This window comes from Pantoea sp. X-Soil-TKNS-1280 (assembly GCF_059730475.1).
Window position 1 is genome coordinate 2,165,324 of sequence record NZ_AP035962.1, and the last position, 24,979, is coordinate 2,190,302.

The 24,979-nt window shown below is 54.9% G+C and carries 26 protein-coding genes; 12 read left to right on the top strand and 14 right to left on the bottom strand.

Translation table 11 applies throughout. The annotated features are described in order from the left end of the window. Nucleotides 1–3 precede the first annotated feature (3 nt). From xdhC to AC6I8X_RS10125, 5 genes are all read right to left on the bottom strand, one after another. A complete protein-coding gene (gene xdhC, locus AC6I8X_RS10105; protein WP_313688227.1) occupies nt 4–786 on the bottom strand; it encodes a xanthine dehydrogenase accessory protein XdhC in 783 nt (260 codons plus the stop codon). Next, nucleotides 764–3,139, bottom strand: coding sequence for a xanthine dehydrogenase molybdopterin binding subunit (xdhB, locus tag AC6I8X_RS10110; protein WP_497839730.1), 2,376 nt, complete (start codon nt 3,137–3,139; stop codon nt 764–766). The genes xdhC and xdhB overlap by 23 nt, the downstream gene beginning before the upstream one ends. Next, nucleotides 3,129–4,571 carry a xanthine dehydrogenase small subunit gene (gene xdhA / locus AC6I8X_RS10115; protein ID WP_313688220.1) on the bottom strand — a complete coding sequence of 481 codons (1,443 nt, stop codon included), beginning with the start codon at nt 4,569–4,571 and terminating at the stop codon, nt 3,129–3,131. Before xdhA ends, xdhB begins: the two co-directional genes overlap by 11 nt. Further along, nucleotides 4,568–5,896, bottom strand: a complete 1,329-nt coding sequence (gene guaD, locus AC6I8X_RS10120; RefSeq protein WP_497839731.1) for a guanine deaminase — start codon at nt 5,894–5,896, stop codon at nt 4,568–4,570. Before guaD ends, xdhA begins: the two co-directional genes overlap by 4 nt. Before the next feature lie 409 nt (nt 5,897–6,305). After that, entirely contained in the window at nt 6,306–6,455 is a 150-nt protein-coding gene (locus AC6I8X_RS10125) for a Hok/Gef family protein (RefSeq protein ID WP_497839732.1), read from the bottom strand. A 424-nt stretch (nt 6,456–6,879) separates the two neighbouring features. Here AC6I8X_RS10125 and ydfG point away from each other — a divergent pair, with 424 nt between their 5' ends. Beyond that, nucleotides 6,880–7,626, top strand: coding sequence for a bifunctional NADP-dependent 3-hydroxy acid dehydrogenase/3-hydroxypropionate dehydrogenase YdfG (gene ydfG / locus AC6I8X_RS10130; protein ID WP_084874878.1), 747 nt, complete (start codon nt 6,880–6,882; stop codon nt 7,624–7,626). Nucleotides 7,627–7,653: 27 nt separating this feature from the next. Here ydfG and AC6I8X_RS10135 read toward each other — a convergent pair whose 3' ends face one another. Next, entirely contained in the window at nt 7,654–7,983 is a 330-nt protein-coding gene (locus AC6I8X_RS10135) for a YnfA family protein (protein ID WP_313688229.1), read from the bottom strand. Nucleotides 7,984–8,116: 133 nt separating this feature from the next. Here AC6I8X_RS10135 and AC6I8X_RS10140 point away from each other — a divergent pair, with 133 nt between their 5' ends. Then, complete coding sequence (locus tag AC6I8X_RS10140) at nt 8,117–8,452, top strand: DUF1283 family protein (protein WP_299449254.1); 336 nt, start codon at nt 8,117–8,119, stop codon at nt 8,450–8,452. 52 nt (nt 8,453–8,504) lie between these two features. Then, on the top strand, nt 8,505–8,801 hold the full coding sequence (locus AC6I8X_RS10145; RefSeq protein WP_299449234.1) for a DUF1161 domain-containing protein: 297 nt from the start codon (nt 8,505–8,507) through the stop codon (nt 8,799–8,801). Nucleotides 8,802–8,834: 33 nt separating this feature from the next. Here the strand turns inward: AC6I8X_RS10145 and AC6I8X_RS10150 are convergent, their stop codons facing one another. Then, complete coding sequence (locus AC6I8X_RS10150) at nt 8,835–10,295, bottom strand: MDR family MFS transporter (protein WP_497839733.1); 1,461 nt, start codon at nt 10,293–10,295, stop codon at nt 8,835–8,837. 321 nt (nt 10,296–10,616) lie between these two features. On the opposite strand from AC6I8X_RS10150, the gene AC6I8X_RS10155 reads away from it, so the two are divergent. Genes AC6I8X_RS10155 through osmV form a run of 4 tightly spaced genes read left to right on the top strand, consistent with a single transcriptional unit; the run spans nt 10,617 to nt 14,069 of the window. After that, nucleotides 10,617–11,333, top strand: a complete 717-nt coding sequence (locus AC6I8X_RS10155) for an ABC transporter permease (protein ID WP_497839734.1) — start codon at nt 10,617–10,619, stop codon at nt 11,331–11,333. 16 nt (nt 11,334–11,349) lie between these two features. Then, complete coding sequence (locus AC6I8X_RS10160) at nt 11,350–12,276, top strand: glycine betaine ABC transporter substrate-binding protein (protein ID WP_409521805.1); 927 nt, start codon at nt 11,350–11,352, stop codon at nt 12,274–12,276. A gap of 9 nt (nt 12,277–12,285) precedes the next feature. After that, the gene (gene osmW / locus AC6I8X_RS10165; protein ID WP_497839735.1) at nt 12,286–12,933 is read left to right on the top strand and encodes an osmoprotectant ABC transporter permease OsmW; all 648 of its coding nucleotides are present in this window, start codon (nt 12,286–12,288) and stop codon (nt 12,931–12,933) included. Next, nucleotides 12,933–14,069, top strand: coding sequence for an osmoprotectant ABC transporter ATP-binding protein OsmV (gene osmV, locus AC6I8X_RS10170; RefSeq protein ID WP_497839736.1), 1,137 nt, complete (start codon nt 12,933–12,935; stop codon nt 14,067–14,069). The genes osmW and osmV overlap by 1 nt, the downstream gene beginning before the upstream one ends. A 92-nt stretch (nt 14,070–14,161) precedes the next feature. On the opposite strand, the gene AC6I8X_RS10175 is transcribed toward osmV, so the two are convergent. The 4 genes from AC6I8X_RS10175 to AC6I8X_RS10190 all read right to left on the bottom strand — a co-directional run bounded on the left by AC6I8X_RS10175 (nt 14,162) and on the right by AC6I8X_RS10190 (nt 18,771). After that, entirely contained in the window at nt 14,162–15,535 is a 1,374-nt protein-coding gene (locus tag AC6I8X_RS10175; protein WP_497839737.1) for a nucleobase:cation symporter-2 family protein, read from the bottom strand. Between the two features lie 178 nt (nt 15,536–15,713). Next, nucleotides 15,714–16,415, bottom strand: a complete 702-nt coding sequence (bioD, locus tag AC6I8X_RS10180) for a dethiobiotin synthase (protein ID WP_497839738.1) — start codon at nt 16,413–16,415, stop codon at nt 15,714–15,716. A gap of 106 nt (nt 16,416–16,521) precedes the next feature. Continuing rightward, the gene (gene mlc, locus AC6I8X_RS10185; RefSeq protein WP_313688267.1) at nt 16,522–17,739 is read right to left on the bottom strand and encodes a sugar metabolism global transcriptional regulator Mlc; all 1,218 of its coding nucleotides are present in this window, start codon (nt 17,737–17,739) and stop codon (nt 16,522–16,524) included. 135 nt (nt 17,740–17,874) lie between these two features. After that, nucleotides 17,875–18,771 carry a LysR family transcriptional regulator gene (locus AC6I8X_RS10190; RefSeq protein WP_497839739.1) on the bottom strand — a complete coding sequence of 299 codons (897 nt, stop codon included), beginning with the start codon at nt 18,769–18,771 and terminating at the stop codon, nt 17,875–17,877. A 94-nt stretch (nt 18,772–18,865) separates the two neighbouring features. Between AC6I8X_RS10190 and ynfM the strand changes: the two genes are divergently transcribed. From ynfM to AC6I8X_RS10210, 4 genes are all read left to right on the top strand, one after another. After that, a complete protein-coding gene (gene ynfM / locus AC6I8X_RS10195; RefSeq protein ID WP_084874905.1) occupies nt 18,866–20,122 on the top strand; it encodes a multidrug efflux MFS transporter YnfM/SxtP(Kp) in 1,257 nt (418 codons plus the stop codon). A 166-nt stretch (nt 20,123–20,288) separates the two neighbouring features. Further along, nucleotides 20,289–20,540 carry a hypothetical protein gene (locus AC6I8X_RS10200; protein WP_497839740.1) on the top strand — a complete coding sequence of 84 codons (252 nt, stop codon included), beginning with the start codon at nt 20,289–20,291 and terminating at the stop codon, nt 20,538–20,540. Between the two features lie 112 nt (nt 20,541–20,652). Beyond that, a complete protein-coding gene (gene cybB / locus AC6I8X_RS10205) occupies nt 20,653–21,192 on the top strand; it encodes a cytochrome b561 (protein WP_313688262.1) in 540 nt (179 codons plus the stop codon). 172 nt (nt 21,193–21,364) lie between these two features. Then, on the top strand, nt 21,365–22,549 hold the full coding sequence (locus AC6I8X_RS10210; protein ID WP_497839741.1) for a sugar transporter: 1,185 nt from the start codon (nt 21,365–21,367) through the stop codon (nt 22,547–22,549). A 46-nt stretch (nt 22,550–22,595) separates the two neighbouring features. Here AC6I8X_RS10210 and bhsA read toward each other — a convergent pair whose 3' ends face one another. After that, a complete protein-coding gene (bhsA, locus tag AC6I8X_RS10215) occupies nt 22,596–22,853 on the bottom strand; it encodes a multiple stress resistance protein BhsA (protein WP_021183187.1) in 258 nt (85 codons plus the stop codon). A gap of 293 nt (nt 22,854–23,146) precedes the next feature. Here bhsA and AC6I8X_RS10220 point away from each other — a divergent pair, with 293 nt between their 5' ends. Continuing rightward, entirely contained in the window at nt 23,147–23,797 is a 651-nt protein-coding gene (locus AC6I8X_RS10220) for a TetR/AcrR family transcriptional regulator (protein ID WP_497839742.1), read from the top strand. Between the two features lie 28 nt (nt 23,798–23,825). Here AC6I8X_RS10220 and rhaM read toward each other — a convergent pair whose 3' ends face one another. Together rhaM and rhaD are read right to left on the bottom strand one after the other, a co-directional pair. Next, nucleotides 23,826–24,140, bottom strand: coding sequence for an L-rhamnose mutarotase (gene rhaM / locus AC6I8X_RS10225; RefSeq protein ID WP_313689240.1), 315 nt, complete (start codon nt 24,138–24,140; stop codon nt 23,826–23,828). Then, nucleotides 24,130–24,972 (bottom strand): rhamnulose-1-phosphate aldolase, encoded by an 843-nt coding sequence (rhaD, locus tag AC6I8X_RS10230; protein ID WP_497839743.1) that lies wholly within the window; start codon nt 24,970–24,972, stop codon nt 24,130–24,132. Before rhaD ends, rhaM begins: the two co-directional genes overlap by 11 nt. Nucleotides 24,973–24,979 lie beyond the last annotated feature (7 nt).

Genomic DNA, 24,979 nt, shown 5'->3' on the forward strand with positions numbered 1-24,979 from the left:
GTCTCAACAACTCATCGTCTGACGCTGATAAACACTAATGATCTCTCCTGCCACCGCCACGGCAATTTCTGCTGGCAGCTTGCCCTTCACATCCGGTAAGCCGATCGGGCAACGCAGGCGGGCCAGGGTATCCGCTGCGATCCCTTTCCCCTCCAGCCGATAGCGAAAACGCTGCGCTTTGGTTTCCGAACCAATCACCCCGGCATAACAGAAATCGCCACGACGCAATATGGCTTCGCTCAGCGCCAGGTCGAGCGGATGATGATGGGTCATCACCACGAAATAGCTGCCCGGCCGCGCTTCGGCTACACAGTCCACCGGCTCCTCCAGCTGCCGCACCGAGACGCCATCCGGCACTGTGCGGAACTGCGCAGCACGGCTATCAATCCAGGTGATGTGACAGGGTAACGTTGACAGCAGTTGTACCAACGCCTGGCCGACATGCCCCGCACCGTAGACCTGGATTTCTGGCTGCTGCTGCATCAGCGGTTCAAACAAAATCGTCGCCATGCCGCCACAACACTGCCCCAGCCGCGCCCCCAACGCAAACTCCTCCGTATGCGGTGAACAGCGTTGCTGTTGCAGCATTTCTCGTGCCTGGGCGAGGCATTGATATTCCAGATGACCGCCGCCAATGGTGAGAAAGCTATCGCTGGCGGTGACCACCATTTTGCTGCCGCTGTCACGCGGCACCGAACCGCGCTCGCTGAGCACGGTCACCAGCACACAACTCTGCCGTTTTTCCCGCAGGCTATGCAGCACGCTAATCCAGTCGTGGTAGATCATCATCCGCTCCAGAGAGGCGCTGGACGCCCCAGAAAACCCGTTCCGGTGTGGCAGGCGCATCCAGCAGTGGATGCTGACGATAATCCGCCACGCTGGCGATCGCATCCTGCAACGCGCACCACACGGCAATCCCCAGCATAAAAGGCGGTTCGCCGACGGCTTTGGAGTGGAACACCGTCTGCTGTGGATTTTTGCGATTCTCCACCAGGGTGACGCGCAGATCCGCCGGGACATCGCTGATAGCCGGGATTTTGTAGCTGGCCGGTCCATCAGTCAGCAGTTTGCCCTGATCGTTCCACACCAGTTCCTCACAGGTCAGCCAGCCCATGCCCTGCACAAATCCCCCTTCCACCTGGCCGATATCAATCGCCGGATTCAGGGAAGCGCCCACGTCATGCAGGATATCGGCACGCAACAGGCGGTACTCGCCGGTGAAGGTATCCACCAGCACTTCGCAGCAGGCTGCGCCATAGGCGAAGTAATAAAACGGCGTGCCGCGACCGGCGTTGCGGTCGTAATGAATGCCCGGTACGCGATAGTAGCCGGTGGCAGAAAGTGGCACCTGATTCAGCCATGCCTGCTGGCAGACCTGGGCGAAGGTAAAATGCTCCTCTCCGACCCGGACGATGCCGTTGCTGAAATTCACCCGCTCCGGCCCGCACTGATGCAGTTTGCACAGCATTTCAGTTAAGCGATCGCGCAACGTCTGCGCCGCATCCTGGGCGGCTTTGCCGTTCAAATCGGCCCCACTGGAGGCGGCCGTCGGTGAGGTGTTGGGCACTTTACCGGTATCGGTGGCGGTGATCTGGATTTGGCTAATGTCGATTTGCAGCACTTCAGCGACGATCTGCGCCACTTTGGTATTCAGCCCCTGGCCCATTTCGGTGCCACCGTGGTTCAACTGCACCGTGCCGTCGGTGTAAATCAAAATCAACGCCCCGGCCTGATTGAGGAAGCTGGAGGTGAATGAGATACCAAATTTCACTGGCGTCAGCGCCAGCCCGCGTTTCATCACCCGATTGACCGCATTGAATGCCTGAATTTCGCTGCGTCGCGCCGCGTAGTCGCTACTGTTTTCCAGCTGCGCGGTGATCTCATCCAGCAGATTATCTTCCACCTGCTGGTGATAATGAGTGACGTTGCGATCCTGCTTACCGTAGTAGTTACGTTTGCGCAGTTCCAGCGGGTCGATCTGCAACTCACGCGCGATGTGGTCCATGATTTGCTCAATCGCCACCATGCCCTGCGGACCACCGAAGCCACGATAGGCGGTATTTGACGCGATGTTGGTACGACAGCGGTAACCAGTAATCAGCGCATCGCCGAGGTAATAAGCATTATCGGCATGGAACATGGCTCGATCGACTATCGATCCACTAAGATCGAGCGAATATCCACAATTTCCTGCCAGATCGATCTTCACCCCGCAGAAACGTCCTTCGTCATCGAAACCGACGTCGTAACGTACATAAAAGGGATGACGCTTGCCGGTGATACGCATGTCATCACGTCGGGCGAGACGCATTTTCGCTGCCCGCCGGGTCTGGCGCGCGGCAATCGCGCACAGGCAGGCCACCCCTGCTGCCTGCGTTTCTTTACCGCCAAAGCCCCCACCCATGCGGCGCATATCGATGGTGACATTGTTCATACTGATCCCCATCACTTCTGCCACCAGCTTCTGCACTTCGGTGGGGTTTTGTGTGGAGGAGAACACCTGCAAATTGGCATCCTCACCGGGGATCACCAGTGCCGTCTGGGTTTCGAGGTAAAAATGTTCCTGCCCGCCGATATGAAAGCTGCCCTGAATACGGTGTGGCGCGCGCGCCAATGCAGCATCGGCGTCACCGCGCTGATGGACATGAGGCTGCTGGACAAAATATCCCTGCTCCAGCGCCTCACAGACATCAAGGATCGCCGGTAACGGTTCATATTCGACGATAGCCGCAGCGACTCCGGCGCGTGCCGCTTCCGGGGACTCGGCGGCGACGGCGATCACCATCTGACCGAGATATTCCACTTTATCCTGCGCCAGCAGCGGGTCACCGGGTTCCAGCGGACCCACATCGTTGATGCCCGGCACATCACGCCAGGTCAAAACACTGACCACGCCTGGCACTGCGTAGCAGGGTTGCACATCGAGCCGGGTGATGCGCGCATGGGCGTGCGGGCTGAGTAACGGGCACAGGTGCAGCAAACCGGGCAGCTCTGGTTTGTCGTCGATATACATCGCTTCGCCGGAAACGTGTTTATCGGCGCTTTCATGCTTACGGCTGCGCCCGACGCCAGTCTGGATACCGGCGTCAAACTGCGTCTTTAACAGGGTTTCATTCAATTGCGGGCGGTTATGAGACATAGCGCGTTACCTCGGCAATGGTCAGCTCACCACTGGCCTGCGCGTAGTAGCGCCGCAACAGATTACGCGCTACTTGCAGGCGATAATCCGCGCTGGCGCGGAAGTCGCTCAGTGGCTGGAAATCATGGCTCAGGGCAGCACAGGCCGTTTCAATGGTGGCCAGATTAAAAGGCGCACCGGCGAGCGCAGCCTCGGCATGTAACGCTCGTTTCGGTGTCGCCGCCATGCCACCAAAGGCCATACGCACACGCTGCACCGTACCGTTTTCCAGTTGGATATTGATGGCGGCAAAGATGGCGGAAATATCGTCATCCAGGCGTTTTGACACCTTCCAGGCAACAAAATCAGGTGACACTGTCACACGAGGGATGATGATGGTACGGATAAACTCGCCCGGTTGTAACACCGTCTGGCGATAACCGGTGAAAAACTGATCGAGCTCCACTTCACGACAATGCTCCCCCTGCTGTAATTCCAGCCGGGCGCTAAGCGCCAGCAGCATTGGCGCGGCATCACCAATCGGTGAGGCATTACCGATATTGCCACCGAGCGTCCCCTGATTGCGGATTTGCAGTGAAGCGAAACGCTCCAGCATGGCACTGAATGCCGGAATGCGCGACGCCAGAAACTGATAACAATGATGCAGGGATGCCCCCGCGCCGAGACGCCAGCTTTCATCATCCTCAAGACAGGTCTTCAGCTCCGCTACTTGCTCCAGCGCGATTAACAGCGGGATACGCTGATACTGCTGGGTGATTTGTAAGCTGAGATCGGTGCCACCTGCCAGCAGACGCGCTTGTGGATGCTGCTGATACAGCGCCGCCAGTTGTGCCACCGTTTTGGGGACAAAACAGCGGCTATCATTGGCGTCCAGCACCTGCACTTCGTTGCTGACCAGCGCCTGTAAGCGCTGCACCAGACTGGCCTCGCTCTGGCTGAAGTTATCACTGGCTGGCTGTGCGCAGGCCTGCTGCGCCGCATCCATAATCGGTCGATAGCCGGTGCAGCGACACAGATTCCCCGCCAGGGCCTGCTCCGCCTGATGCCGGTCCCAGCCGTCACTGTTTTTCTGTAAGGTAAATAACGACATGACAAATCCCGGCGTGCAGTAGCCGCATTGTGAGCCGTGGCAATCAACCATCGCCTGCTGCACCGGGTGCAGATCGTTCCCCTGGCGCAGGTCTTCCACGGTGATCAACTGTTTTCCCTGCAAGCTGCTGACCAGCGTCAGGCAGCTGTTTACCGTTTCATAGCGGATACGGCCATCCACTACCTTGCCCAGCGTCACGGTACAGGCACCACAGTCGCCTGAGGCGCAGCCTTCTTTGGTGCCGCGTCGTTGCTGGTGATTACGCAGATAATTCAGCACGGTGAGATTGGGATCGAGGGCATGCTCGGTCACCAGACGGTTATTAAGCAGAAACTGAATCATGCAGCTTTCACCCCGCTTTCACGTTGCCAGACGGGCTGACCATTAACCCAGGTCTGGGCGATGTTGCGATCGTCACCCAGCGTCATCAGCACAAACAGTTTTTCCCAGATATCTTTGCTATTGGCATAGCGCAGTTGCTGTAAAGCTGATACGGCCGGGTCGAGTACCACGAAATCCGCCTCTTTACCGGGATTGAAATTGCCGATGGCATGATCAAGATCGAGCGCATGCGCCCCACCCAGCGTTGCGTGGTAGAAGGCTTCACAGGCGCTGAGTTTGTAGCGTTGCAGCTGGCCAACTTTATAGGCTTCGCCCAGCGTCTGGAGCAGATTGAAAGTGGTACCAGCGCCGACATCCGTGCCAATCCCCATACGCACCCCCTGTTGCCAGCAGCGTTTGATGTTAAATAATCCGCTGCCGAGAAACAGGTTGGAGGTTGGACAAAAGGCTATCGACGAATCGGTATCGTGCAGGCACTGCCATTCATGGTCTTCCAGATGCAGGCAGTGGGCAAACACGCTGCGTTTCCCGGTGAGGTGGTGTTGGTGATAGACATCAAGATAGCCTTCGTGCTCCGGGAATAACTCTTTCACCCAGGCAATTTCCTGCGGATTTTCGCTCAGGTGGGTATGCAGCCAGGTATCGGGAAATTCCGCCCGTAGCTGGCTCACTTTTTCCAGCAACTGAGGCGATGATGTAGGGGCAAAACGCGGGGTTAGCGCATAACTTAACCGCCCGCGATTGTGCCAGCGCTTAATCAGGTCACGGGTTTGCAGGTAGCTGGCCTGCGGCGTTTCCGTCAGATAAGCCGGTGCGTTGCGATCCATCATCACCTTTCCGGCGATCAGGCGCATATTGAGTTGCTCCGCCGCGCTGAATAAGGCATCGACCGATTGTGGATGCACCGTTCCGAACACCAACGCGGTAGTAGTGCCATTCGCCAGCAGCTGGTGCAGAAAAAATGCCGACATCTGCGCGGCGTGGTCAGGGCAGTGATACTGGCTTTCTACCGGAAAAGTGTATTGATTCAACCATTCCAGCAACTGCTCACCAAATGCGCCGATCATCTCGGTCTGTGGATAATGGATATGGGTGTCGATAAAACCCGGCACGATCAGTTTGCCACGCAGGTCGGTCAGGTTGGCGAGATTGATCTGTGTCTGCGCAGTTTCCCAGCTTTCCAGGCTGACGACTTTGCCGTCGCGCAGCGTCAGTACCCCATCTTCGAGGTAACGTGCCTGATCGGCAATGGTGTCAGGCTGGCTAGCCAGGCCGGTAAAGTCAAAAAAGCTGGCCCGCAGCGTGGTTTCGGATGCAAAAGGCATAAAATGTTCCTTAATTGAGAAAGCACCCGGCTTTCTCTTTGTTATGGCAGGTGACGGCCTTTTATGTAGATTGCAAACAACATGCCAACGCAGATTTTTGTTTTTATCATAATTTACAATGAGTTGTGTTTGATTTCGTGTTTTTGTGTTGCGAACTCCAGGCAACCGAATGCGCAACCGGTTGCCTGGAGTCGCAATCGGTTGCGATTTAACAACTGGTATTTTTGGTGCGATTGGCGTGAGAATGACGTGTGTCATCGTGGTGCAAGCCTGCGCCATCATTGTGCATGACACGTTCGGTCATTGTTTGTTATCGGCAGAACACCAGGCTTGAATTTAAAGAAAGGATTGGGTGCATTGAGGTTAGCAGCAACAACGAGTGGCGGGGATTACTCCCCGCCGGTTGCTCTTACCTGGGTTCGTAATCCATGACAGCAGCAACCTCCATGTAGCCGGTGCGGATTCGTACCTCGCAAAGGTCTTTCCTCGTTACCAATATGGCGGCTATAACCGCCCCTAATAGGATGGTGGCGATCAGGATCGCCTTATGCTGCTTCATGGTTGCTTCTCCTTGCCTTTCAGCACGTAAGAGGCTACCTTTATGTTGTCGAGCATGAAGGGGCCTCGGGTTGATTTAATCTTAATCACTCGGGGCTTTTCTTCTTCCTGCCTTTGACAAATGCTTCAGGCAGAAAGCCTCAAGCACCCGCCGCGATTCTAAGCCAACCCTCTGACTTAACCAAAGTTTTTAGATACCCCGCTTCGGAAATACGTACTTTTATCTCAATTTTGCGATCCGGGCCCGACATGCTTATGGTTTATGATGTTTATGGTTCATGACCCGGAGAGCCAGGTTGTCGTGCTGAATACGGTGCTGACAATTCAGTTTTGCCTCCTGTATACCCCTTTAGATTTTGAGGTGGATTAATTTAATTTAAATCAATAGATTAATCATGACGTGCAATTATTTAAGGAACAGTGAGATGATTATTTTTGTTACCGGCGCGACCGCCGGTTTTGGTCAAAGTATCACCCGCCGCTTCATTGCTACCGGTCATAAAGTGATCGCCAGCGGACGCCGCGCTGAGCGCCTGCAAGCACTGAAAGACGAGCTGGGCGACAATCTGTATACCGTTCAGCTGGACGTGCGTAACCGCGCGGCAATCGAGGAGGCTATCGCCGCCCTGCCTGCCGAATGGCGCAATATTGATGTGCTGGTTAACAATGCCGGTCTGGCGTTAGGCGTAGAGCCAGCACACAAGGCCAATATTGAAGACTGGGAAAATATGATCGACACCAACAACAAAGGTTTGGTGTATATGACGCGCGCGTTGCTGCCAGCCATGGTGGAACGCAACGTCGGTCATATTATCAATATCGGCTCCATTGCCGGTAGCTGGCCGTACTTAGGGGGCAACGTTTATGGTGCGACTAAAGCCTTCGTGCGTCAGTTCAGCCTGAATCTGCGTACCGATTTGCACGGCACCGCACTGCGTGTGACGGATATCGAACCAGGACTGGTAGGCGGTACCGAGTTTTCCAATGTCCGTTTTAAAGGCGACGACGGCAAAGCGGATAAAGTGTATGAAGGCACCACCGCACTGACAGCCGAAGATGTCACCGAAGCGGTGTATTGGGTCGCGACGCTGCCGAAGCACGTCAATATCAATACGCTGGAGATGATGCCGGTGACACAAACACTGGCCGGTCTGAAGGTTCATAAAGAATAAATCGTCGCGGCGCGATTTATCGCGTCGCTACGCTTCACTACCCCAGCCAGCCACAATAATCAGCATGCCACTTAAGGCTATCAGGCCCCCTGCCCAGTCCCACGGGCTGAGTTTTACCCCATCAACCACCCGCAGCCAAATTAGCGCCGTCATCACATACACACCACCGTAGGCGGCATAGACGCGCCCACTCGCCGCCGGGTGTAACGTCAGCAACCAGACAAATAGCATCAGGCTGGCCGCAGCCGGTAGCAGCAGCCATGCCGTCGCCCCCTTCTTCAGCCACAGCCACGGCAGAAAGCAGCCAACAATTTCCGCGATGGCAGTGAAAAAAAACAACAGTGCGGTTTTCACCAGCATAAAAAGTCTCTCAAAAGTCTCAACGAATGCCTCACCGCTGGTGAGTAAAGAAGCAGCGATGATATACTAGCGACCATTGTTGTTACAGCCACCATCGCGGCTGTGCTGGCGTTAACTGAAGGAAAAGATGATGAAAAAACTGTTTCCCGCACTACTGGCTGCGGTACTGACCTCCAGCGTACTGCTGGCTGCCCCTATGGCTTCCGCGCAGACTGATAAGCTGATCATTGAAAACGGCAACAGCGCTGCCAGCAATGAGGCGGCACGTCAGAGTAAGGAACAATGGAATGACACCCGCAACCTGCGCAACAAGGTCAACACCCGCGTCGAGAAAGAGTTCGATAAGGCTGACAAAGCGTTTGATACCCGCGACTCCTGTGAAAAAAGCTATAACGTCAACGCCTACTGGGAACCTAATACCCTGCGCTGTCTGGATCGTCGCACCGGTCGCCCGGTCGCACCATAAGCCGCTGATGCTGCTATAGTCATCAAGGGAATAAAAACCAAAGGAGTGTGTGATGAATAAACGTGTAGCCGTTGTATTGTTGTCCCTGCTGGCATTGCCGATGCTGGCACAGGCCTCCTGTGAAAGCGTAAAAGCAGATATCAGCAAAAAAATCATCAGTAACGGCGTAGCCGAGTCAGATTTTACCCTGGATATCGTCGCGAACGATCAGGCCGATCAGGCAGGTGGCCAGGTTGTGGGCCATTGCGAAAACGACAGTCAGAAAATTGTCTACAAAAAGCTGAACCACGACGCTGACAGCAACGAACCCAATGCTGCGGGCAGCTCACAGGACTCATCTTCACAGTAAACATACCCTGTAGCGGCGCGGCTTTGCACGCCGCTACTCATTCTCCGGCCGCTGATGCGGCATCAGCCACGCAATCCACAGTGTCAGGCTGGCAATCAGCAGCGCCACCACAAACACCCAATGCAACGAACTGGCGATCTGGGCTATCCACTCCTGCAATGTGCCGTATGGCAATGCCTGGCGGCTATCATGCGACATGATTTTTTGCATCGGATCGCTGGCCTGCGGCAGCCGTAGCATCAGGTTATAATTCAGCACCGCCCCCATCAGCGCCGTCCCAATCGCCGAACCCAGCATCCTGCTAAACATAATCGACGCGGTACAGATACCGCGAATCTCGTAATGCGCATGGTTTTGTACCGAAACCAGGAAGGTGGTGCTGGTCATCCCCATGCCCGTGCCGATGACAAAAGCGGTGAGTCCAGCCTGCAAAATGCTGCTGTCGGCGCGCAACAGCAGCAGCAACGCACTACCGGCAATTAATAATAGCGCCCCCAACTGGGCGGTAAAGCGGTAAGAGGTCATCAGCATCAGACGCCCACTCAGGGTGCTGGCGAGTGGCCAGCCAATCGACATCATCGCCAGCGCACTGCCCGCCTGTAACGGTGTGCCACCGGTAATGCCCTGAATCCAGGTGGGCAGGAAAGCGCTGATCCCCATCATCGCTGCCCCGATAATCAGATTGCCCGCATTGCCCGCCACAATTAACCGGCTGCGCCAGATGGCCAGCGGGAACAGGGGGGCCGCCGCACGTTGCTCATGACGTTTGAGGAAAAACGCGGCGATAAACGCCATCAACACGAAAAACAGTAACCAGTAGCCCAGCACTTCTGCCTGCAACAAGGCGATCAGTAACGCGCTGACGCTGAGCATTAGCCAGGCGCAGCCGGTGATGTTCAATGCACAAGGTTGTTGTTGTTCACGTGCGGGAAGGAATCGCGCCAGCAGCAGCATGGAGAGCAACCCAATCGGCACGTTGACCCAGAAAATCACCGCCCAACTGAAGTGCTGCACCAGCCAGGCACCGCTCAGCGGGCCGAGTATTGCCGCCACTCCCCAGACGCTGGAAAGCCAGCCCTGCACACTGGCGCGTTCGCGCGGCGAGTAGATGTCCGCGACGATGGTGGTGGTCAGCGGCATGATGGCTCCCGCCCCCATCCCCTGAAAAGCACGGAACAGAATCAGCCATGTCATGCTGTGGGCAAAGCCACACAGCACCGACCCGATCAGGAACAGCGAAACGCCAACAAAAAATAGCGTTTTTCGGCCCCACATATCTGCCAGCCGCCCGTAAAGCGGCACCGTCACCGCCTGGGTGAGCAGATAAATGGAGAAAACCCAGCCAAACTGCGAGAAGCCGCCCAGATCGGCAATGATGGTGGGCATCGCCGTCGCCACAATGGTGACCTCAATTGCCGCCATAAACATAGCCAGCATGCAGGCTATGAGGATCCAGTGGCGGTTTCCCGTTTGTATTTCTGCGCTCTCAGTCATTTTTTTACCTTCCTTTGTCTCAAAGCTAGACGAAATTTGCCGTCGTCAATTTCCTCTGCGTGCGCCCTGTTGTGACATTGTCACACAATTCGATGAATTTTTTTTATTGTCATAAATTGCCTGATTTCATGCGGCCTGAACCCATTTTTTCCCCTTTTTCTATCTGTCTGATTTTCCCCTGAAAACTGGCATGTTTCGTTTTAGGTTGCTATAGGTCTAAAACCCCTTTCCCGGTTTTCACTGGAAAAGTGACATTAAGAAGTCGTTTTATCTGCAATCTTAATTTTTTCAACGCTTTTATGATTCAGGGAGAAGCACGCTATGCAAAACGCATCGCTTGCCCGACGAGCCGGGTTGGCAGTGCTTGCCATTTTGGTGGTGGTTGGGCTGCTGGTCTGGGGACTCGGGCTGGATACGCTGCGCGCCCGCCGGGTGGATTTACTCTACCTTGGGCAACAGCATCTATTTTTGGTGTTCTGGTCGATGTTCTTCGCGCTGCTGGTCGGCATTCCCAGCGGTATTTTGCTAAGCCGTCCGTTTGCCCGGCGCTGGGCCGAGTACGTGATGCAGATTTTCAACGTCGGCAACACGTTGCCGCCACTGGCTGTGCTAGCCCTGGCGATGGTGATTGTCGGCATCGGCGATCGCCCGGCGTTAATTGCGCTGTTCCTCGCCTCTCTGCTGCCTATCGTGCGGAATACCTTTGCTGGACTGAGCGCGGTACCCCCTTCGCTGCTCGAAGCCGCCAACGGTATTGGCATGACCAAATTTCAGCGTTTACGCCAGGTGGAAATCCCCAATGCGCTGCCGGTGATCCTCACCGGGGTACGGATTGCCACCGCCATCAATGTTGGCACGGCACCACTGGCGTTTTTGATTGGTGCCAGCAGCTACGGCGAGCTGATTTTTCCGGGCATCTATCTCAACGATTTCCCAACGCTGATCCTCGGTGCAGCGGCAACCGCCCTGTTTGCGCTGATCCTCGATATGCTGCTTGCCGCAGTGGGACGCATCCTCAGCCCGCACTCAGCGGCATAACCACAGGAGTCTTGTGATGGCCACTGCCAACCTGCTGGCGCGCTGGGCGAAACGCACTGCGCTGGCGCTGACCGCAACCCTGGCACTCAGCCAGGCCGCTGCGGCTGCCACTCCCATCGTGATGGCGACCAAAAGTTTTACCGAGCAGCACATCCTTTCCGCTATGACGGTGTTGTGGCTGCAAAAGAAAGGTTTTCAGGTGATCCCAAAAACCAATATCGCCACCACCATTGGTCGTAATGCGATGATCAACAAACAGATTGATATGACCTGGGAATATACCGGGACGTCACTGATCATCTTTAACCACATCAATAAGCCGATGTCGTCACAACAGGCCTATCAAACGGTGAAAGATCTCGACGGTAAGCTGGGGCTGATCTGGCTGGACCCGGCACCCATGAACAATACCTACGCCTTCGCCATGAAACGCGAACGTGCTGACAAGGAAGGTATCAGCACTATGTCGCAGCTGGTGGCAAAGCTGGAGCAGATTCGTAAGACCGACCCGGATCATAACTGGAAGCTGGGGCTGGACCTGGAGTTTGCCGGGCGCTCTGATGGCCTCAAGCCGTTACAGAAGGCCTATAACATGCCGCTTGACCGCCCACAGATTCGACAGATGGACCCCGGTCTGGTGTACAACGCGGTGCTGGAAGGCTTTGTTGATGCTGGCCTGATCTATACCACCGACGGACGCGTCAAAGGCTTTGATCTCAAGGTGCTGGAAGATGATAAGCACTTCTTCCCAAGTTACAACGTCACGCCAGTGGTGCGTAAAGATGTGCTGGAGAGCCATCCAGGGCTGGCAGCGGCGCTGAATCAGTTGTCACCGTTGATCACAGACGAGGCGATCACTGAGATGAATAAACGCGTCGATATCGATCACCAGTCTCCTGAACAGGTGGCGCGTGATTTCCTTCAATCCAAAAACATGCTGTAAGGAGGCGCTATGGATACCCTGCATTACATCATGGATAACTGGGACACCCTGCTGGCCCTGACCTGGCAGCATACCTGGCTGGTGCTGGTGGCGGTGGGTTTTACCATTGTCGTTGGCGTGCCGCTCGGCATTTTGATTGTGCGCTTTAAATGGCTGGCGACGCCGGTATTGGGCATTGCCACCATTGTGCTGACTATTCCGACCATCGCGCTGTTTGGTCTGATGATTCCGCTGTTTTCGCTGATCGGTCAGGGTATTGGTGCCCTGCCTGCCATCACCGCCGTGTTTCTTTATTCACTGCTGCCAATTGTGCGTAACACCCATACCGCGCTAGAGAACTTACCACCGGGTCTGCGTGAGGCGGGACGGGGCATTGGCATGACCTTCTGGCAGCGCCTGCGCTGGGTCGAGATCCCCATGGCATTGCCGGTGATTTTTGGTGGTATCCGCACCGCCGTGGTGATGAATGTCGGCGTGATGGCGATTGCCGCAGTGATCGGTGCGGGTGGTTTGGGCCTGCAACTGCTGGATGGCATCAGCGGCAGCGATGTGCGGATGTTGATTGCCGGTGCGTTGATGATTTGTGTGCTGGCTATTGTACTTGACTGGCTGCTGCATCGTTTGCAGTCGGCGCTGACTCCTAAGGGGATTCGATAATGATAAAACTGGAAAACCTGACGAAAACCTTTACCCAGAAAAACGGCTCTCGCTTCAATGCTGTTGATAACGTCAGCCTGGAGGTTCCCGCCGGGGAAATGTGTGTGCTGCTCGGTCCTTCTGGCTGCGGCAAAACCACCACGCTGAAAATGATAAACCGACTGATTCCCGCAACCAGCGGCAGAATTTTGATCAATGGTGAAGACACCAGCATGCAGGATACCGTGACGCTACGCCGCAATATCGGCTATGTGATCCAGCAGATTGGTTTGTTCCCCAATATGACGATTGAAGAGAACATCACCGTGGTGCCCCGCATGCTGGGCTGGGATAAAAAGCGTTGCCGTGAACGCGCTACCGAGCTGATGAGCATGGTGGCGCTCGATCCGACAAAATTCCTGCATCGCTACCCGCGCGAGATGTCCGGTGGCCAGCAGCAGAGGATCGGCGTGATCCGCGCGCTGGCGGCGGATCCGCCGGTGCTGCTGATGGATGAACCTTTCGGTGCCGTTGACCCGATTAACCGCGAGGTGATCCAGAATGAGTTCCTCGACATGCAACGGCAATTAAAGAAGACGGTCATGCTGGTCAGCCACGATATCGACGAGGCATTGAAGCTCGGTGACCGCATTGCGGTGTTTGGACAGGGCAAAATTGTGCAGTGCGCCAGCCCGGATGAATTGCTGGCGAAACCGGCGAATGATTTTGTTGGATCGTTTGTCGGCCAGGACCGCACCCTGAAACGTTTGTTGCTGGTGCAGGCGGGTGACGTCACCGATCAGCAGCCGACTATTACCGTACAGCGCAGCACCCCGCTACAGGAAGCCTTCGCCACCATGGATGATAACGATATGCGCTCGGTAACGGTGGTAGATAATGATGGTAAGCCGCTGGGCTTTGTGAAACGCCGCGAAGCACGCGGGGCCAATGGACGCTGTGAAGAAATGCTGCATACCTTTACCGTCACCGGCAAAGCCGAAGAGAACCTGCGTGTCGTCCTGTCCAAATTGTATGAACACAATCTGGTATGGATGCCGATTGTCGATGAGGATGGCCGTTACAGCGGGGAGATTTCGCAGGATTATATTGCGGACTATTTAAGTTCGGGACGGACACGTCGGCGGTTAAATCCTTAACTGCACTGATCCGTAGCGGCGCGATTTATCGCGCAATCCCGTGCACGATGCGGGAAAAACCCGCGCGATAAATCGCGCCGCTACGTCAGTGTTTAATGGGAGTCCTCTGCTGCAGTCGTCAGTGCTGCGTTGTTCTGCTCTGATGGCAGCATCACGTTGAGCACAATCGCCAGGATGCCGCCGGTGGTCACCGCATGGCCAAACAAATTGGTGATGATCATCGGGAATTGTTTCAGCACATCCGGTACCGCTTCTACTCCCAGACCCAGACCAAATGACACCGCCACGATCAGCATTTCACGCCGTCCCAGCGGCGTCTGCGTCATCACGCGGATCCCCGCAGCGACTACGCTACCGAACATCACCAGCGTTGCTCCACCCAATACCGGCGGCGGAATTTGCTGCAACAGATTGCCAATCACCGGGAACACGCCCAGCAACACCAGCATCAGACCAATCACCATGCCAACATAACGGCTGGCGACGCCGGTCATCTGAATGACACCGTTATTCTGCGCGAAGGTGGTGTTCGGGAAAGCAGAGAACATCGCGGCCAGCACGCAGCTGATGCCATCCGCCAGGATACCGCCCTGCAAACGCCGCTGGAAGCCCTCTCCCTCAATCGGCTGGCGCGACAGCAGGCAGTTTGCGGTGAGATCCCCAACGGCTTCGATAACGCTAATCACAGAAACCAGCGCAATCGGCACAAAGATCGCCCAGTCGAAGTTGAAGCCAAAGCGGAAAAAGCCCGGCATCACCAGCCAGCTGCTGGTTGCCATCGGTTTCAGTTGCAGATGGCCAGTCAGTGCGGCAGCAATACAACCGACGGCGATGCCCGCCACCACTGCAATCAGTCGTGCCCAGCGGTTACGTGAACGGTTGAGTGCCACAATCACCAACAACGTCAGTGCGCCCAGCGCCAGGTTCCACGGAGCGCCGAAGTCAGCCGCGTTATGACCACCGGCCCAGTCAGTGATGCTGACTTTTATCAGGCTGATGCCAATCAGGGTGATCACAGTGCCAGTCACCACTGGCGTTAACACTTTACGCAACGGCGCGATACAGCGGCTGATCAGCATCGGGATCAGCGCGGCGATCAGGTTGCAACCAAAGATCATCGCCATGATCTCTTCCGGCGATCCGCCGCGTGCTTTCACCATCAGGCCGCCAGACAGGATCACACCAAGGAAGGCAAAACTGGTGCCCTGTAAACAGATCATCCCAGCACCGATGCCCATAAAACGCCGCGCCTGAATAAAGGTACCCAAACCAGAGACCAGTAACGACATACTAATCAGATAAGGAATATAAGCCTGTAATCCCAGTACCGAACCAATAATCAGCGGTGGCGTGATGATCCCCACTACGCTGGCCAACACATGTTGCAGTGCGGCAAAAAATGCGGGGACTGGGCCTATGCGTGCTTCCAGCCCGTACAGCAAACCTTTTTCATCTGAGTGCGACATAACGGTGCTCCGGCAGTAAATTCATCAGGTCAGCTGATGCATGAATCACGCCAGAGCAATAAGTTTAAGTGATATTTTTGGCAGGATGTTGAATTTAAAGGGGATTAATTTGATAAAAAAGGCGGCTGAATCTGCAACCTTAGATTCAGCCACTACGCATTTGCCACTTTTCGTTTCATCAGGCTGCTGGTTTTGCACTGTCGTTGTGCGACAGACGGTTATCCAGCAGCGAAAGATCGAGGTAACCACTCAGATCACGCTGTTCCGCACGCGGCAGATAGGGCAATTCACCCACTAACGGTGCGGCCAGCTTTTCACTCAGTACATCAATGATTTCAGCATAATGTGCCAGTCCAGGGTTGATGCGATTGGCAACCCAACCCACCAGCGGCAGACCATCCTGTGCTATGGCCTCGGCAGTCAGTAAAGCATGGCTGATGCATCCTTCTTTAATCCCGACCACCAGAATCACCGGCAACTGCTCCTGTTTTACCCAGCTTGAGAGCGGTTGCAGATCATTCATCAGGCAGCGCCAGCCGCCCGTTCCCTCAACCACCACATGCGGGGCGCGCTCCCGCAAGGCAGCCAGCCCTTTACTGAGCAGCGGATAATCAATTTGATGGGTGGGACTGGTGCTGATTTCATCCTCTTCCAAAGTAATAGGATTGATCGCGGCATAAGGTAATGCCAGGCCAGAAGCCTGCTGCAATAACAGTGCATCCTTGTTACGCAAGCCCTCAGGAGTCTGTTTTGCGCTTTTAGCAATGGGCTTATAACCCACAGCGCACTGACCTGCCTGTGCAAAGCACTGCAGCAGCGCGCGGGAAACCACGGTTTTGCCCACCGCGGTGTCGGTACCGGTGATAAAGAGTGTTTTCACCCTCTCCTCCTTCGTTATAGCGATGTGAACCAGAGGTGACGAAGGGGCAGTGTAAGTAAATGTCGTACCTGACAGATTGCGTTAGCGCAAACTTAGGGCGAGCTAATCAACCCTGGAGCAGTTTTACCAGTAAATGACCGGAATAAAGGGCATCTTTGATTAACGCCGCAGCCCCTAAGGTGCCGGGATCGTTAAACACGGTGGGGGCAAGCTGGATTTCATCGCTGTAAGCCGGTAATGCCTGCTGGCGAATGGTGCTGCTGACGGCAGGAAACAGGACGTCAGCGGCCTGATTGAGGGGAGAACCGATGAGAATTTGGCGTGGATTGAAGATATTAACCATCATTGCCAGCATGCGGCCAATATGATGCCCGACCCCGGCAATGACATCAGTCGCCAGACGGTCGCCCTGCTGTGCTGCCTGGCACAGGGTTTCAATCGTCAGCGGGGCCGCGTGCAGGCGGCTCTCCGGCTGGGTCGGCAGGCGCAATTTCGCCAGATTGAGCAAACTGCCAATGCTGGCGACGGTTTCCAGGCAGCCATGATTACCGCAGTAACACTGCTGACCATAAGGATCAATTTGCGTGTGACCAATTTCCACCAGCGCCCGCCCGCTCTTGTGCAGCAATTGTCCACCGGTAATCACCCCGGCTCCCACGGTTTCATCAATTACAATCTGAATCACGTCCTGCGCCCCGCGTGATGCGCCAAACAGCGATTCAGCCAGGGTCCAGGCGGAAATATCATGCTGCACGAAAACCGGCACACCACTACGTTGCGACAGGGTCTCGCCCAGCGGCATATCCTCAATATCGTAACCGGGGATACGGTGCACAACGCCGGATGCGGCGTTAATCAGGCCCGGCAGCGTGATGGCGATAGCCGTCAGGCGCTCCAGTTTTTTCTGATGACGGATAAAAAAGGCATCGATCAGTTCCAGCAGCTCCTGCAACAACGGTTTGTCCGGGCCGACGATCAGTGGCAGACGCTCCTCCTGCAAGGCTCGGCTGCTGAGGTCGCGCAATGTCAGGGTGATGTGACCAGGCTGAATACGTACCGCCAGATAGTGCCAGGCCAGAGTATCCAGCAGCAGGCCGATAGCCGGACGTCCACGGCTGCCCGCTTCCTGAAACTCGGTTTCCTGAACCAGATGTGCATCCAGCATTTCACGGACGATTTTGGTGATGCTGGCAGGAGCCAGTTGGGCGCGCTTAGAAAGTTCAATACGCGAAATCGGGCCGAAATGATCGATCAGTCGGTAAACCACGCCTGCATTGGTCTGCTTTATCTGGTCAATGTGGCCAGGTTGACTGTCCTGATTCACGCCCTGCTCCCGGTTATTTTCGCGCTTCTAAATAAATAGCAACTATGGTGCGGCAGAATGGCGGATAGCGCCAAATATTTGATTAGATATGTGATTTATCGCACATAAAGCCTGGTGTTTTTCTCACCCACTGGATTAAGTTTCGGCGTTGCGCTGTAAAAGCATCATCATATTCGCCATCTGCGCGCTGGGTTCGCGGGTGGATGACCACACCAGCCATACCTCCGAAAGCGCATCGCTTTCATGTAGCGGTAGCCATACCACATCAGCCAGCCGTGCGCGGCGAAACGATGCGGGTAATATCGACACCCCCAACCCGGTCGCCACCAACCCGAGAATGGTCATCGCCTCACCGACTTCCTGGGTTACAAAAGGTTTGATCTGGTAACGATGCAGCAAGGCAAGAATCTCACCATATAAGGCAGTGCCGCCCTGGGGATCAAAGAAAACAAAGGGTTCATTGGCCAGCGCCTGGATGGAAATGGACTCGGCATCGGCCAGTGGATGCGCCCAATGCACCACCGCACAGAGCGGCTCACGCAGCAACAATTGATGCTGCAAATCAGCAGGCAACGGTGTATTGCGCATCACACCCAGGTCGAGACGTCCTTCATGCAACGGTGCCAGTTGCTGCCGGGTGTTGATCTCCTGCATCTGGATATGGACCTCCGGCCAGCGCTGACGGAAATGGTAGAGCGCATCAGACACCAGCCCGGTAAAAGGTGCGGATGAGGTAAAACCGATGCGCAACTCCCCTTCCTGACCATTATGTAACCTGACGGCACGGCTGGCAGCCTGTTCGACCTGCAGCATGATCCCGCGCGCATCCAGTAAAAACTGCTGCCCGGCGGCGGTCAGTTGCACGCTGCGATTGGTACGGGTAAACAGCTGCGCACCAATTTCCTGTTCCAGCTGCTGGATCTGCTGGCTGAGCGGCGGCTGTGAAATATTCAGGCGCTGAGCAGCACGACCAAAATGCAACTCTTCAGCCACGGCAATGAAATAGCGCAGATGACGCAGTTCGATATTCATATTTTAAACGTCTCATTCGAGATTATTAATATATTGTACAACCTATTCATACTTTCCTACGATATCAATACCTTCATAATCTTAAGGATTTTCCGTGAGTCGCTCTTCTCAGGCTGTGACACTCGATGAGGACGAAGTGTCCGTTGTGCCTGCCTCAGTTCCCGCATCAGCAACATGGATTGAACGTGGTTCGCCGCAATTTATGCGTGTTACCCTTGCCCTGTTCTCTGCCGGTCTTGCCACCTTTGCCCTGCTTTATTGCGTCCAGCCTATTCTGCCCGTGCTTTCCCAGCAGTTTGGTGTATCGCCAGCGGCCAGTAGTATCTCGTTGTCGCTTTCGACTGCCCTGATGGCACTGGGATTGCTGGTCACCGGCCCGCTGTCGGATGCTATTGGTCGCAAATCGGTGATGGTCACTGCGCTGATGCTGGCGGCCATCTGTACCGTCATTTCTGCCATGATGACCAGCTGGCACGGCATCCTGCTGATGCGTGCGTTGATTGGTTTATCGCTCAGTGGTGTGGCTGCGGTGGGGATGACCTACCTGAGTGAAGAGATTCATCCACGCGTGATCGCCTTCTCGATGGGGCTGTATATCAGCGGTAACTCGATTGGCGGGATGAGCGGACGTCTGCTGACCGGGGTGCTGACCGATCTGTTTTCATGGCGCATTGCCATTGGGGTGATTGGCTGTTTTTCGCTGGCTTCCGCGTTGATGTTCTGGAAAATCCTGCCTGCTTCGCGTCATTTCCGCCCGGCTTCTCTGCGTCCACATAACCTGCTGATCAATTTCCGTCTGCACTGGCGAGATAAGGGCTTGCCGCTATTGTTCGCCGAAGGTTTTCTGCTGATGGGCGCATTTGTCACCCTGTTCAACTACATTGGCTACCGCCTGTTAAGTGCCCCGTGGTTTCTCAGCCAGGCAGTGGTGGGATTGCTTTCTGTGGTCTATCTGACTGGCTCCTGGAGTTCGCCTAAAGCCGGTGCCATGACCAGTCGCTTTGGACGCGGTCCGGTGATGATTGCTGCTACCGCCATCATGCTGTGCGGATTATTACTGACAGCATTCAATACGCTGTGGATTATCCTGCCCGGTATGATGCTGTTTACCGCAGGTTTCTTTGCCGCTCACTCGGTTGCCAGCGGCTGGATTGGTCCGCGCGCCCGTCGTGCAAAAGGCCAGGCATCATCCCTCTATCTCTTCAGTTACTACGCGGGTTCCAGTGTCGCCGGTACCTTAGGTGGCGTGTTCTGGCATAGCTTTGGCTGGAGCGGCGTCACGCTGTTTATCAGCATGCTGCTGGTGCTGGCTTTGCTGGTCGGCTGGCGTTTGCAGTGCCGTAAACTGTAGTAGCCTGCATCTTTATAACGGGGTCATTGCGCCCCGTTTTCCCACGCGAAAAACACTTCCTGATAAACCTTTAGTCCCAATCAAAACAAAATATCAATTGCTAGCTATAATTTGTTCTATTCCAACTATTGTTAGACTTTTTTTTTCACAGCAACGAGGAAGTCAGATGGGACTCTATTATTATGTCGATAAGCACGCAGGTTATAATGACAATCACGTGGTTCATGCCACCGGCTGTCCCTTCCTTCCACCTGACTCGGCACGGCGTTTTCTTGGAACTTTTTATACCGCGAACGCCGCAATTCAACAGGCGCGAAAATTTTTCCCCAGCGCCATGGGCTGCGAACATTGCTGTCCGGTTTTGGTAAAAAAAAACCTGACGACTCAGAATAACGTGGCGCTAAAACACCTGGTGTGACTCTGATAATCCCGGCCTGGATCCCGTCGCAGCGGTGCGCCGTTTTGTTAAGTTTTCCTGCGGCATTTCGCTATGTTAGAGACACTAAAACTGGCTTCAGGTTGGATCGTTGATGCGGGAAAAATTCGCGAAGTCACAAATCGCCCTGCACTGGTTAACAGTGCTGTTGATCGCTATTGCCTATACCACCATTGAACTGCGCGGTCTGGTTCCGCGTGGTTCATGGGCGCGCAATCTGATGATAATGACGCACTATAGCTGCGGTGTATCAGTATGGGTACTGATGCTGGCGCGTGGTGTGTTACGCCATCGTCACGCTTCACCCAATATCCTGCCACCCCCGCCACGCTGGCAACAGGGTTTAGCCCACCTGATGCATCTTCTGCTGTACGCGTTGTTTCTGGTATTGCCGATTTTGGGAGTAACCTCGAAGTATCTGAATGGACGTCCCTGGCAATTATTTGGCGTGGTGATGCCCGTCAGTGCAACCCCGAATTTTGATCTCGCCGATAGCCTGATCAGCTGGCATGAGACCCTCGCTCCACTCGGTTACTGGTTAATCGGCCTGCATGCAGCCGCAGCATTACTGCACCATTACGTATTCAAAGACAACACGCTGTTGCGCATGATGCCGGCACGCAAACGCGGTTGATAACCTCAGGCTATTGACTTTAGCGTTGGCGATAAAAAATATTCAGCAATAAAACGCGCTTAGAAGGTTTCCCTCCGCGTTTTAATCCATCACAATAGGCATAAATTGTGATGGATGTCACTTTACATGGGTGTCTTTAGCCCTTCATTTGCTGCTGACTGATCTGAAATTAATGCAATCAACAACCGTCTCCCGTAAAACGGCCTGGCTACGAGTCGTGCTGCTGGCCATTGCCGCTTTTGTCTTTAATACCACCGAATTTGTGCCGGTCGGCTTATTGTCAGATATCGCCGCCAGTTACTCGATGAAAACGGCTGATGTCGGCATCATGCTGACCATCTATGCCTGGGTAGTGGCGCTGTTATCGCTGCCGCTGATGTTGCTGACACGCAATATTGAACGCCGCCTGCTGCTATCGATTCTGTTCGTGCTGTTTATCGCCAGTCATGTGCTTTCGTCTGTGGCCTGGGATTTCACCTCACTGGTGCTCTCCCGTATCGGTATCGCCCTCGCCCATGCGGTGTTCTGGTCAATTACCGCGTCGCTGGCGATACGCGTTGCTCCGGCGGGTAAAAAGACCCAGGCGCTGAGTATGCTGGCAACCGGCACCGCGCTGGCGATGGTCCTGGGTGTGCCGATTGGCCGCGTCGTAGGTCAGTATCTGGGCTGGCGCACCACCTTTGGCATGATTGGTTTGTCTGCTCTGGTGCTGCTGGTGTTACTGGTGCGTATTCTGCCGCGTCTGCCAAGCGAACACACCGGATCGCTCAGCAGCGTACCGATGCTGTTTCGCCGACCGGCGCTGGTCAGTATGTATGTGCTGGTGACAGTGGTGGTGACCGCCCATTACACCGCCTACAGCTATATCGAACCCTTTATGCAAGTGGTGGCGAATTCCGGGGAGAACTTCACCACCTTGTTACTGCTACTGTTCGGCTCTGCGGGGATTATCGGTAGCGTGCTGTTCAGTACCCTCGGCAATAAATATCCCTCAGCCCTGCTGATTGCGGCCATCGCCGTGATTACCTTGAGCATGGGTTTGTTGATCTTTGCCGCCGTGCGTCCGGCAGCCATTGCTACGCTCTGTATCTTCTGGGGTATGGCCATGATGATGATCGGGCTGGCGATGCAGGTGCGGGTATTGTCGCTGGCACCGGACGCGACCGATGTGGCAATGTCGCTGATGTCCGGCATTTATAACATCGGCATTGGTGCCGGGGCGCTGCTGGGGAACCAGGTCAGCCTGCATTTAAGCATGGCGGATGTGGGTAATGTGGGTGGATTAATTGGTCTGGTCGCATTGTTCTGGTGCATCTACATCTTCCGTCGCTATCCGCAGTTGCGTTCGAACGGATAGTCGAAAAAGGGCTTCAGATACGCTGTGATCTGAAGCCAGCCCCTTCTTATTTATAGAGTTCTGCGGTGCCATGCAGGTTGTTGTTGCCAGAGGTCGAAGTGATGCGGAAAGACTTTGCTCCGGCAGCACTCGCCTTCTCCGCCAGTTGATTCTCCAGCGATGTCAAATCCGTGCTACCTGATGCACTAACCACGCCAATTTGTTGTTGATTCACTGGCGCTTCGCTCACCAGATCAGCAGCCATGGTTCCAAACGCGATTGATGACAGGGCCACAGCGGCCAGGGTCAGTTTAATGCTTTTCATGATTTGTCTCTCTTTGCAGATGAAATTAGGGTCAGTCGCCATTAAATTAACAACCGTTAAGTAAATGCTAAATCCAAAGCCGTATGCGCGTCAACTATTTTATTAACGCTCGTTATTTTAATGGGAGTGGCGTGAGTATGGGCTTTGGCGTCGATCTACACTTGACGGATCAGGCGGTTTTTCCGATCAAAAGCACAAACGGGCAAAGTGTGGACATCACTTTACCCGCTGCCCTTGCATATTAATTTAATGATCGGTAATTTAATGATATGTTTTCGCCGTTGTGAGGATGTATGAGCCAGATAAGTGAACCGGTGATCCGCAAAAGTCGTGGCAGACCCAAAGTCTTTGATCGCGATGATGCGCTGGATAAAGCGTTGATGCTGTTCTGGGCACACGGTTATGAAGGCACCTCGCTGGCGGATTTAGTGAGCGCTACAGGTGCGAAAGCCCCCACGCTCTACGCTGAGTTCGAAAACAAAGAAGGCCTGTTTAAGGCCGCCATGCAGCGTTATATCGAACGGTTTAGTGCACAACGTAATGCCGTGCTGAATGATGTAGCGCTGGATGTTAAGTCAGCGATAGAGGCGTATTTCCGCGCCACCGCGGCCTGCTTCACCGAGTGTGACAAACCGGCCGGTTGTTTTTTCATTTGTACTTCCAGCGCCCTTTCCGCCGGTTCTGAAGAGGTAGCACGCATGCTGGAGCAGCAGCATCATGCGCAGGAACACGCGTTACAGCAGTTCCTGGCAACCCGTCAGCAGCAGGGTGAGTTGCCTGCCTGTAGCAATACCACTACGCTTGCCAGTTTTCTCGCCTGCGTGCTCCAGGGAATGTCAGTGCGCGCCCGTGAAGGTGCTAGCCGGGAAGATTTAGAGCAAATCGTTGATACACAAATGGCGATTTGGCCTGCTCTGGCGGGCTATTGTTCAGTAAGGTCGTGACGGCGCGGGAGTTCACGCCGCCACGGGCTTAGGGCAGGAAAAACATCGGTTTTAATGCTGCGCTTACCGGGCTGTTATCGGCGTTGGACGGCATCAGATCTTTCATTGATGCCCACCAACGCTGGCAGACTTCGGTTTGTGCCACCGCCTGCCAGCGTGCTTCTGATTCAATCTCAACGCTGGCAAACAGCAAGTGGCGTTCTGCATCCAGCCAGATAGCGTAATTATGCGCTCCATGCGCTTTGAGGGTCTCAGCCAGCTCCGGCCAGATGGGCGAATGACGGCGCAGGTACTCCTCATGGCAATCCGCATGGACCTGCATGACAAAGGCTCTACGCAACATTCGCCCGCTCCACCTGCAACGCCGCCTGCCAGGGGGTGACACCAAAGCGTTCTCCCAGCGCGATCAGTTGTTCCGTGGTAATACTCTGGCGAATCCCTCCCATCGACAACGCTTTGACTACCACTTCCGAGGATTTTTCCGCTGTATCAATCAGACCAAAGGTCTCATCCAGCGTCGGCCCCGCGCCAAAGATGCCGTGGAAAGGCCACATTACCAGGCTATGTGTCGCCATTTCATCGGCCGTTGCCTGACCAATGCCATCGGTGCCAGGGACCATCCACGGCAGAATACCCACGCCATCCGGGAACACGACCAGACATTCGGTGCTGCCTTCCCATAACAGGCGGGTGAAGCGCGCGGAATCCAGCTCCACCACGTAACTCAGCGCCATAAAGTGGGTGGCGTGACAATGCATAATCACACGGTCAGCACCGTGACTCACCTGCTTACGCACGCTGTGCGACTGGAAATGGGCAGCCAGTTCTGAGGTCGGTAAGCCACCATTGCTCAATCCCCAGTGAATTTTGTACGACAGCCCGCGGTCATCGACCTGCAGCAGCACCAGACTGTCGGCGGGATCAAGTTGAACATTGCGGAAAAACTTGCCGGATCCGGTCACCAGGAACCAGTCATTTGCCAGTGCCGGTGCAGGTTTGCTGAGTTCAATACAACGAGGTTCAGCATAGAAATCCGCAGTATACGGCTGCACTTCTTCTGGCAACAGACGCAGGCTAACGTTACCGCCGTTGCGCTCATCCCAACCCTTTAGCCACATATCACTGGTCGCTTTAACCATTCCCTGTACAAACGCGGAAGTGAGAATACTTTGCATGGTGTGT

Bases quoted from the DNA above. Each gene is read 5' to 3' on its own strand.
- xdhC (WP_313688227.1), bottom strand. From the start codon at position 786: ATGATCTACCACGACTGGATTAGCGTGCTGCATAGCCTGCGGGAAAAA.
- xdhB (WP_497839730.1), bottom strand. From the start codon at position 3,139: ATGTCTCATAACCGCCCGCAATTGAATGAAACCCTGTTAAAGACGCAG.
- xdhA (WP_313688220.1), bottom strand. From the start codon at position 4,571: ATGATTCAGTTTCTGCTTAATAACCGTCTGGTGACCGAGCATGCCCTC.
- guaD (WP_497839731.1), bottom strand. From the start codon at position 5,896: ATGCCTTTTGCATCCGAAACCACGCTGCGGGCCAGCTTTTTTGACTTT.
- AC6I8X_RS10125 (WP_497839732.1), bottom strand. From the start codon at position 6,455: ATGAAGCAGCATAAGGCGATCCTGATCGCCACCATCCTATTAGGGGCG.
- ydfG (WP_084874878.1), top strand. From the start codon at position 6,880: ATGATTATTTTTGTTACCGGCGCGACCGCCGGTTTTGGTCAAAGTATC.
- AC6I8X_RS10140 (WP_299449254.1), top strand. From the start codon at position 8,117: ATGAAAAAACTGTTTCCCGCACTACTGGCTGCGGTACTGACCTCCAGC.
- AC6I8X_RS10145 (WP_299449234.1), top strand. From the start codon at position 8,505: ATGAATAAACGTGTAGCCGTTGTATTGTTGTCCCTGCTGGCATTGCCG.
- AC6I8X_RS10150 (WP_497839733.1), bottom strand. From the start codon at position 10,295: ATGACTGAGAGCGCAGAAATACAAACGGGAAACCGCCACTGGATCCTC.
- AC6I8X_RS10155 (WP_497839734.1), top strand. From the start codon at position 10,617: ATGCAAAACGCATCGCTTGCCCGACGAGCCGGGTTGGCAGTGCTTGCC.
- AC6I8X_RS10160 (WP_409521805.1), top strand. From the start codon at position 11,350: ATGGCCACTGCCAACCTGCTGGCGCGCTGGGCGAAACGCACTGCGCTG.
- osmW (WP_497839735.1), top strand. From the start codon at position 12,286: ATGGATACCCTGCATTACATCATGGATAACTGGGACACCCTGCTGGCC.
- osmV (WP_497839736.1), top strand. From the start codon at position 12,933: ATGATAAAACTGGAAAACCTGACGAAAACCTTTACCCAGAAAAACGGC.
- AC6I8X_RS10175 (WP_497839737.1), bottom strand. From the start codon at position 15,535: ATGTCGCACTCAGATGAAAAAGGTTTGCTGTACGGGCTGGAAGCACGC.
- AC6I8X_RS10190 (WP_497839739.1), bottom strand. From the start codon at position 18,771: ATGAATATCGAACTGCGTCATCTGCGCTATTTCATTGCCGTGGCTGAA.
- AC6I8X_RS10200 (WP_497839740.1), top strand. From the start codon at position 20,289: ATGGGACTCTATTATTATGTCGATAAGCACGCAGGTTATAATGACAAT.
- cybB (WP_313688262.1), top strand. From the start codon at position 20,653: ATGCGGGAAAAATTCGCGAAGTCACAAATCGCCCTGCACTGGTTAACA.
- AC6I8X_RS10210 (WP_497839741.1), top strand. From the start codon at position 21,365: ATGCAATCAACAACCGTCTCCCGTAAAACGGCCTGGCTACGAGTCGTG.
- bhsA (WP_021183187.1), bottom strand. From the start codon at position 22,853: ATGAAAAGCATTAAACTGACCCTGGCCGCTGTGGCCCTGTCATCAATC.
- AC6I8X_RS10220 (WP_497839742.1), top strand. From the start codon at position 23,147: ATGAGCCAGATAAGTGAACCGGTGATCCGCAAAAGTCGTGGCAGACCC.
- rhaM (WP_313689240.1), bottom strand. From the start codon at position 24,140: ATGTTGCGTAGAGCCTTTGTCATGCAGGTCCATGCGGATTGCCATGAG.
- rhaD (WP_497839743.1), bottom strand. From the start codon at position 24,972: ATGCAAAGTATTCTCACTTCCGCGTTTGTACAGGGAATGGTTAAAGCG.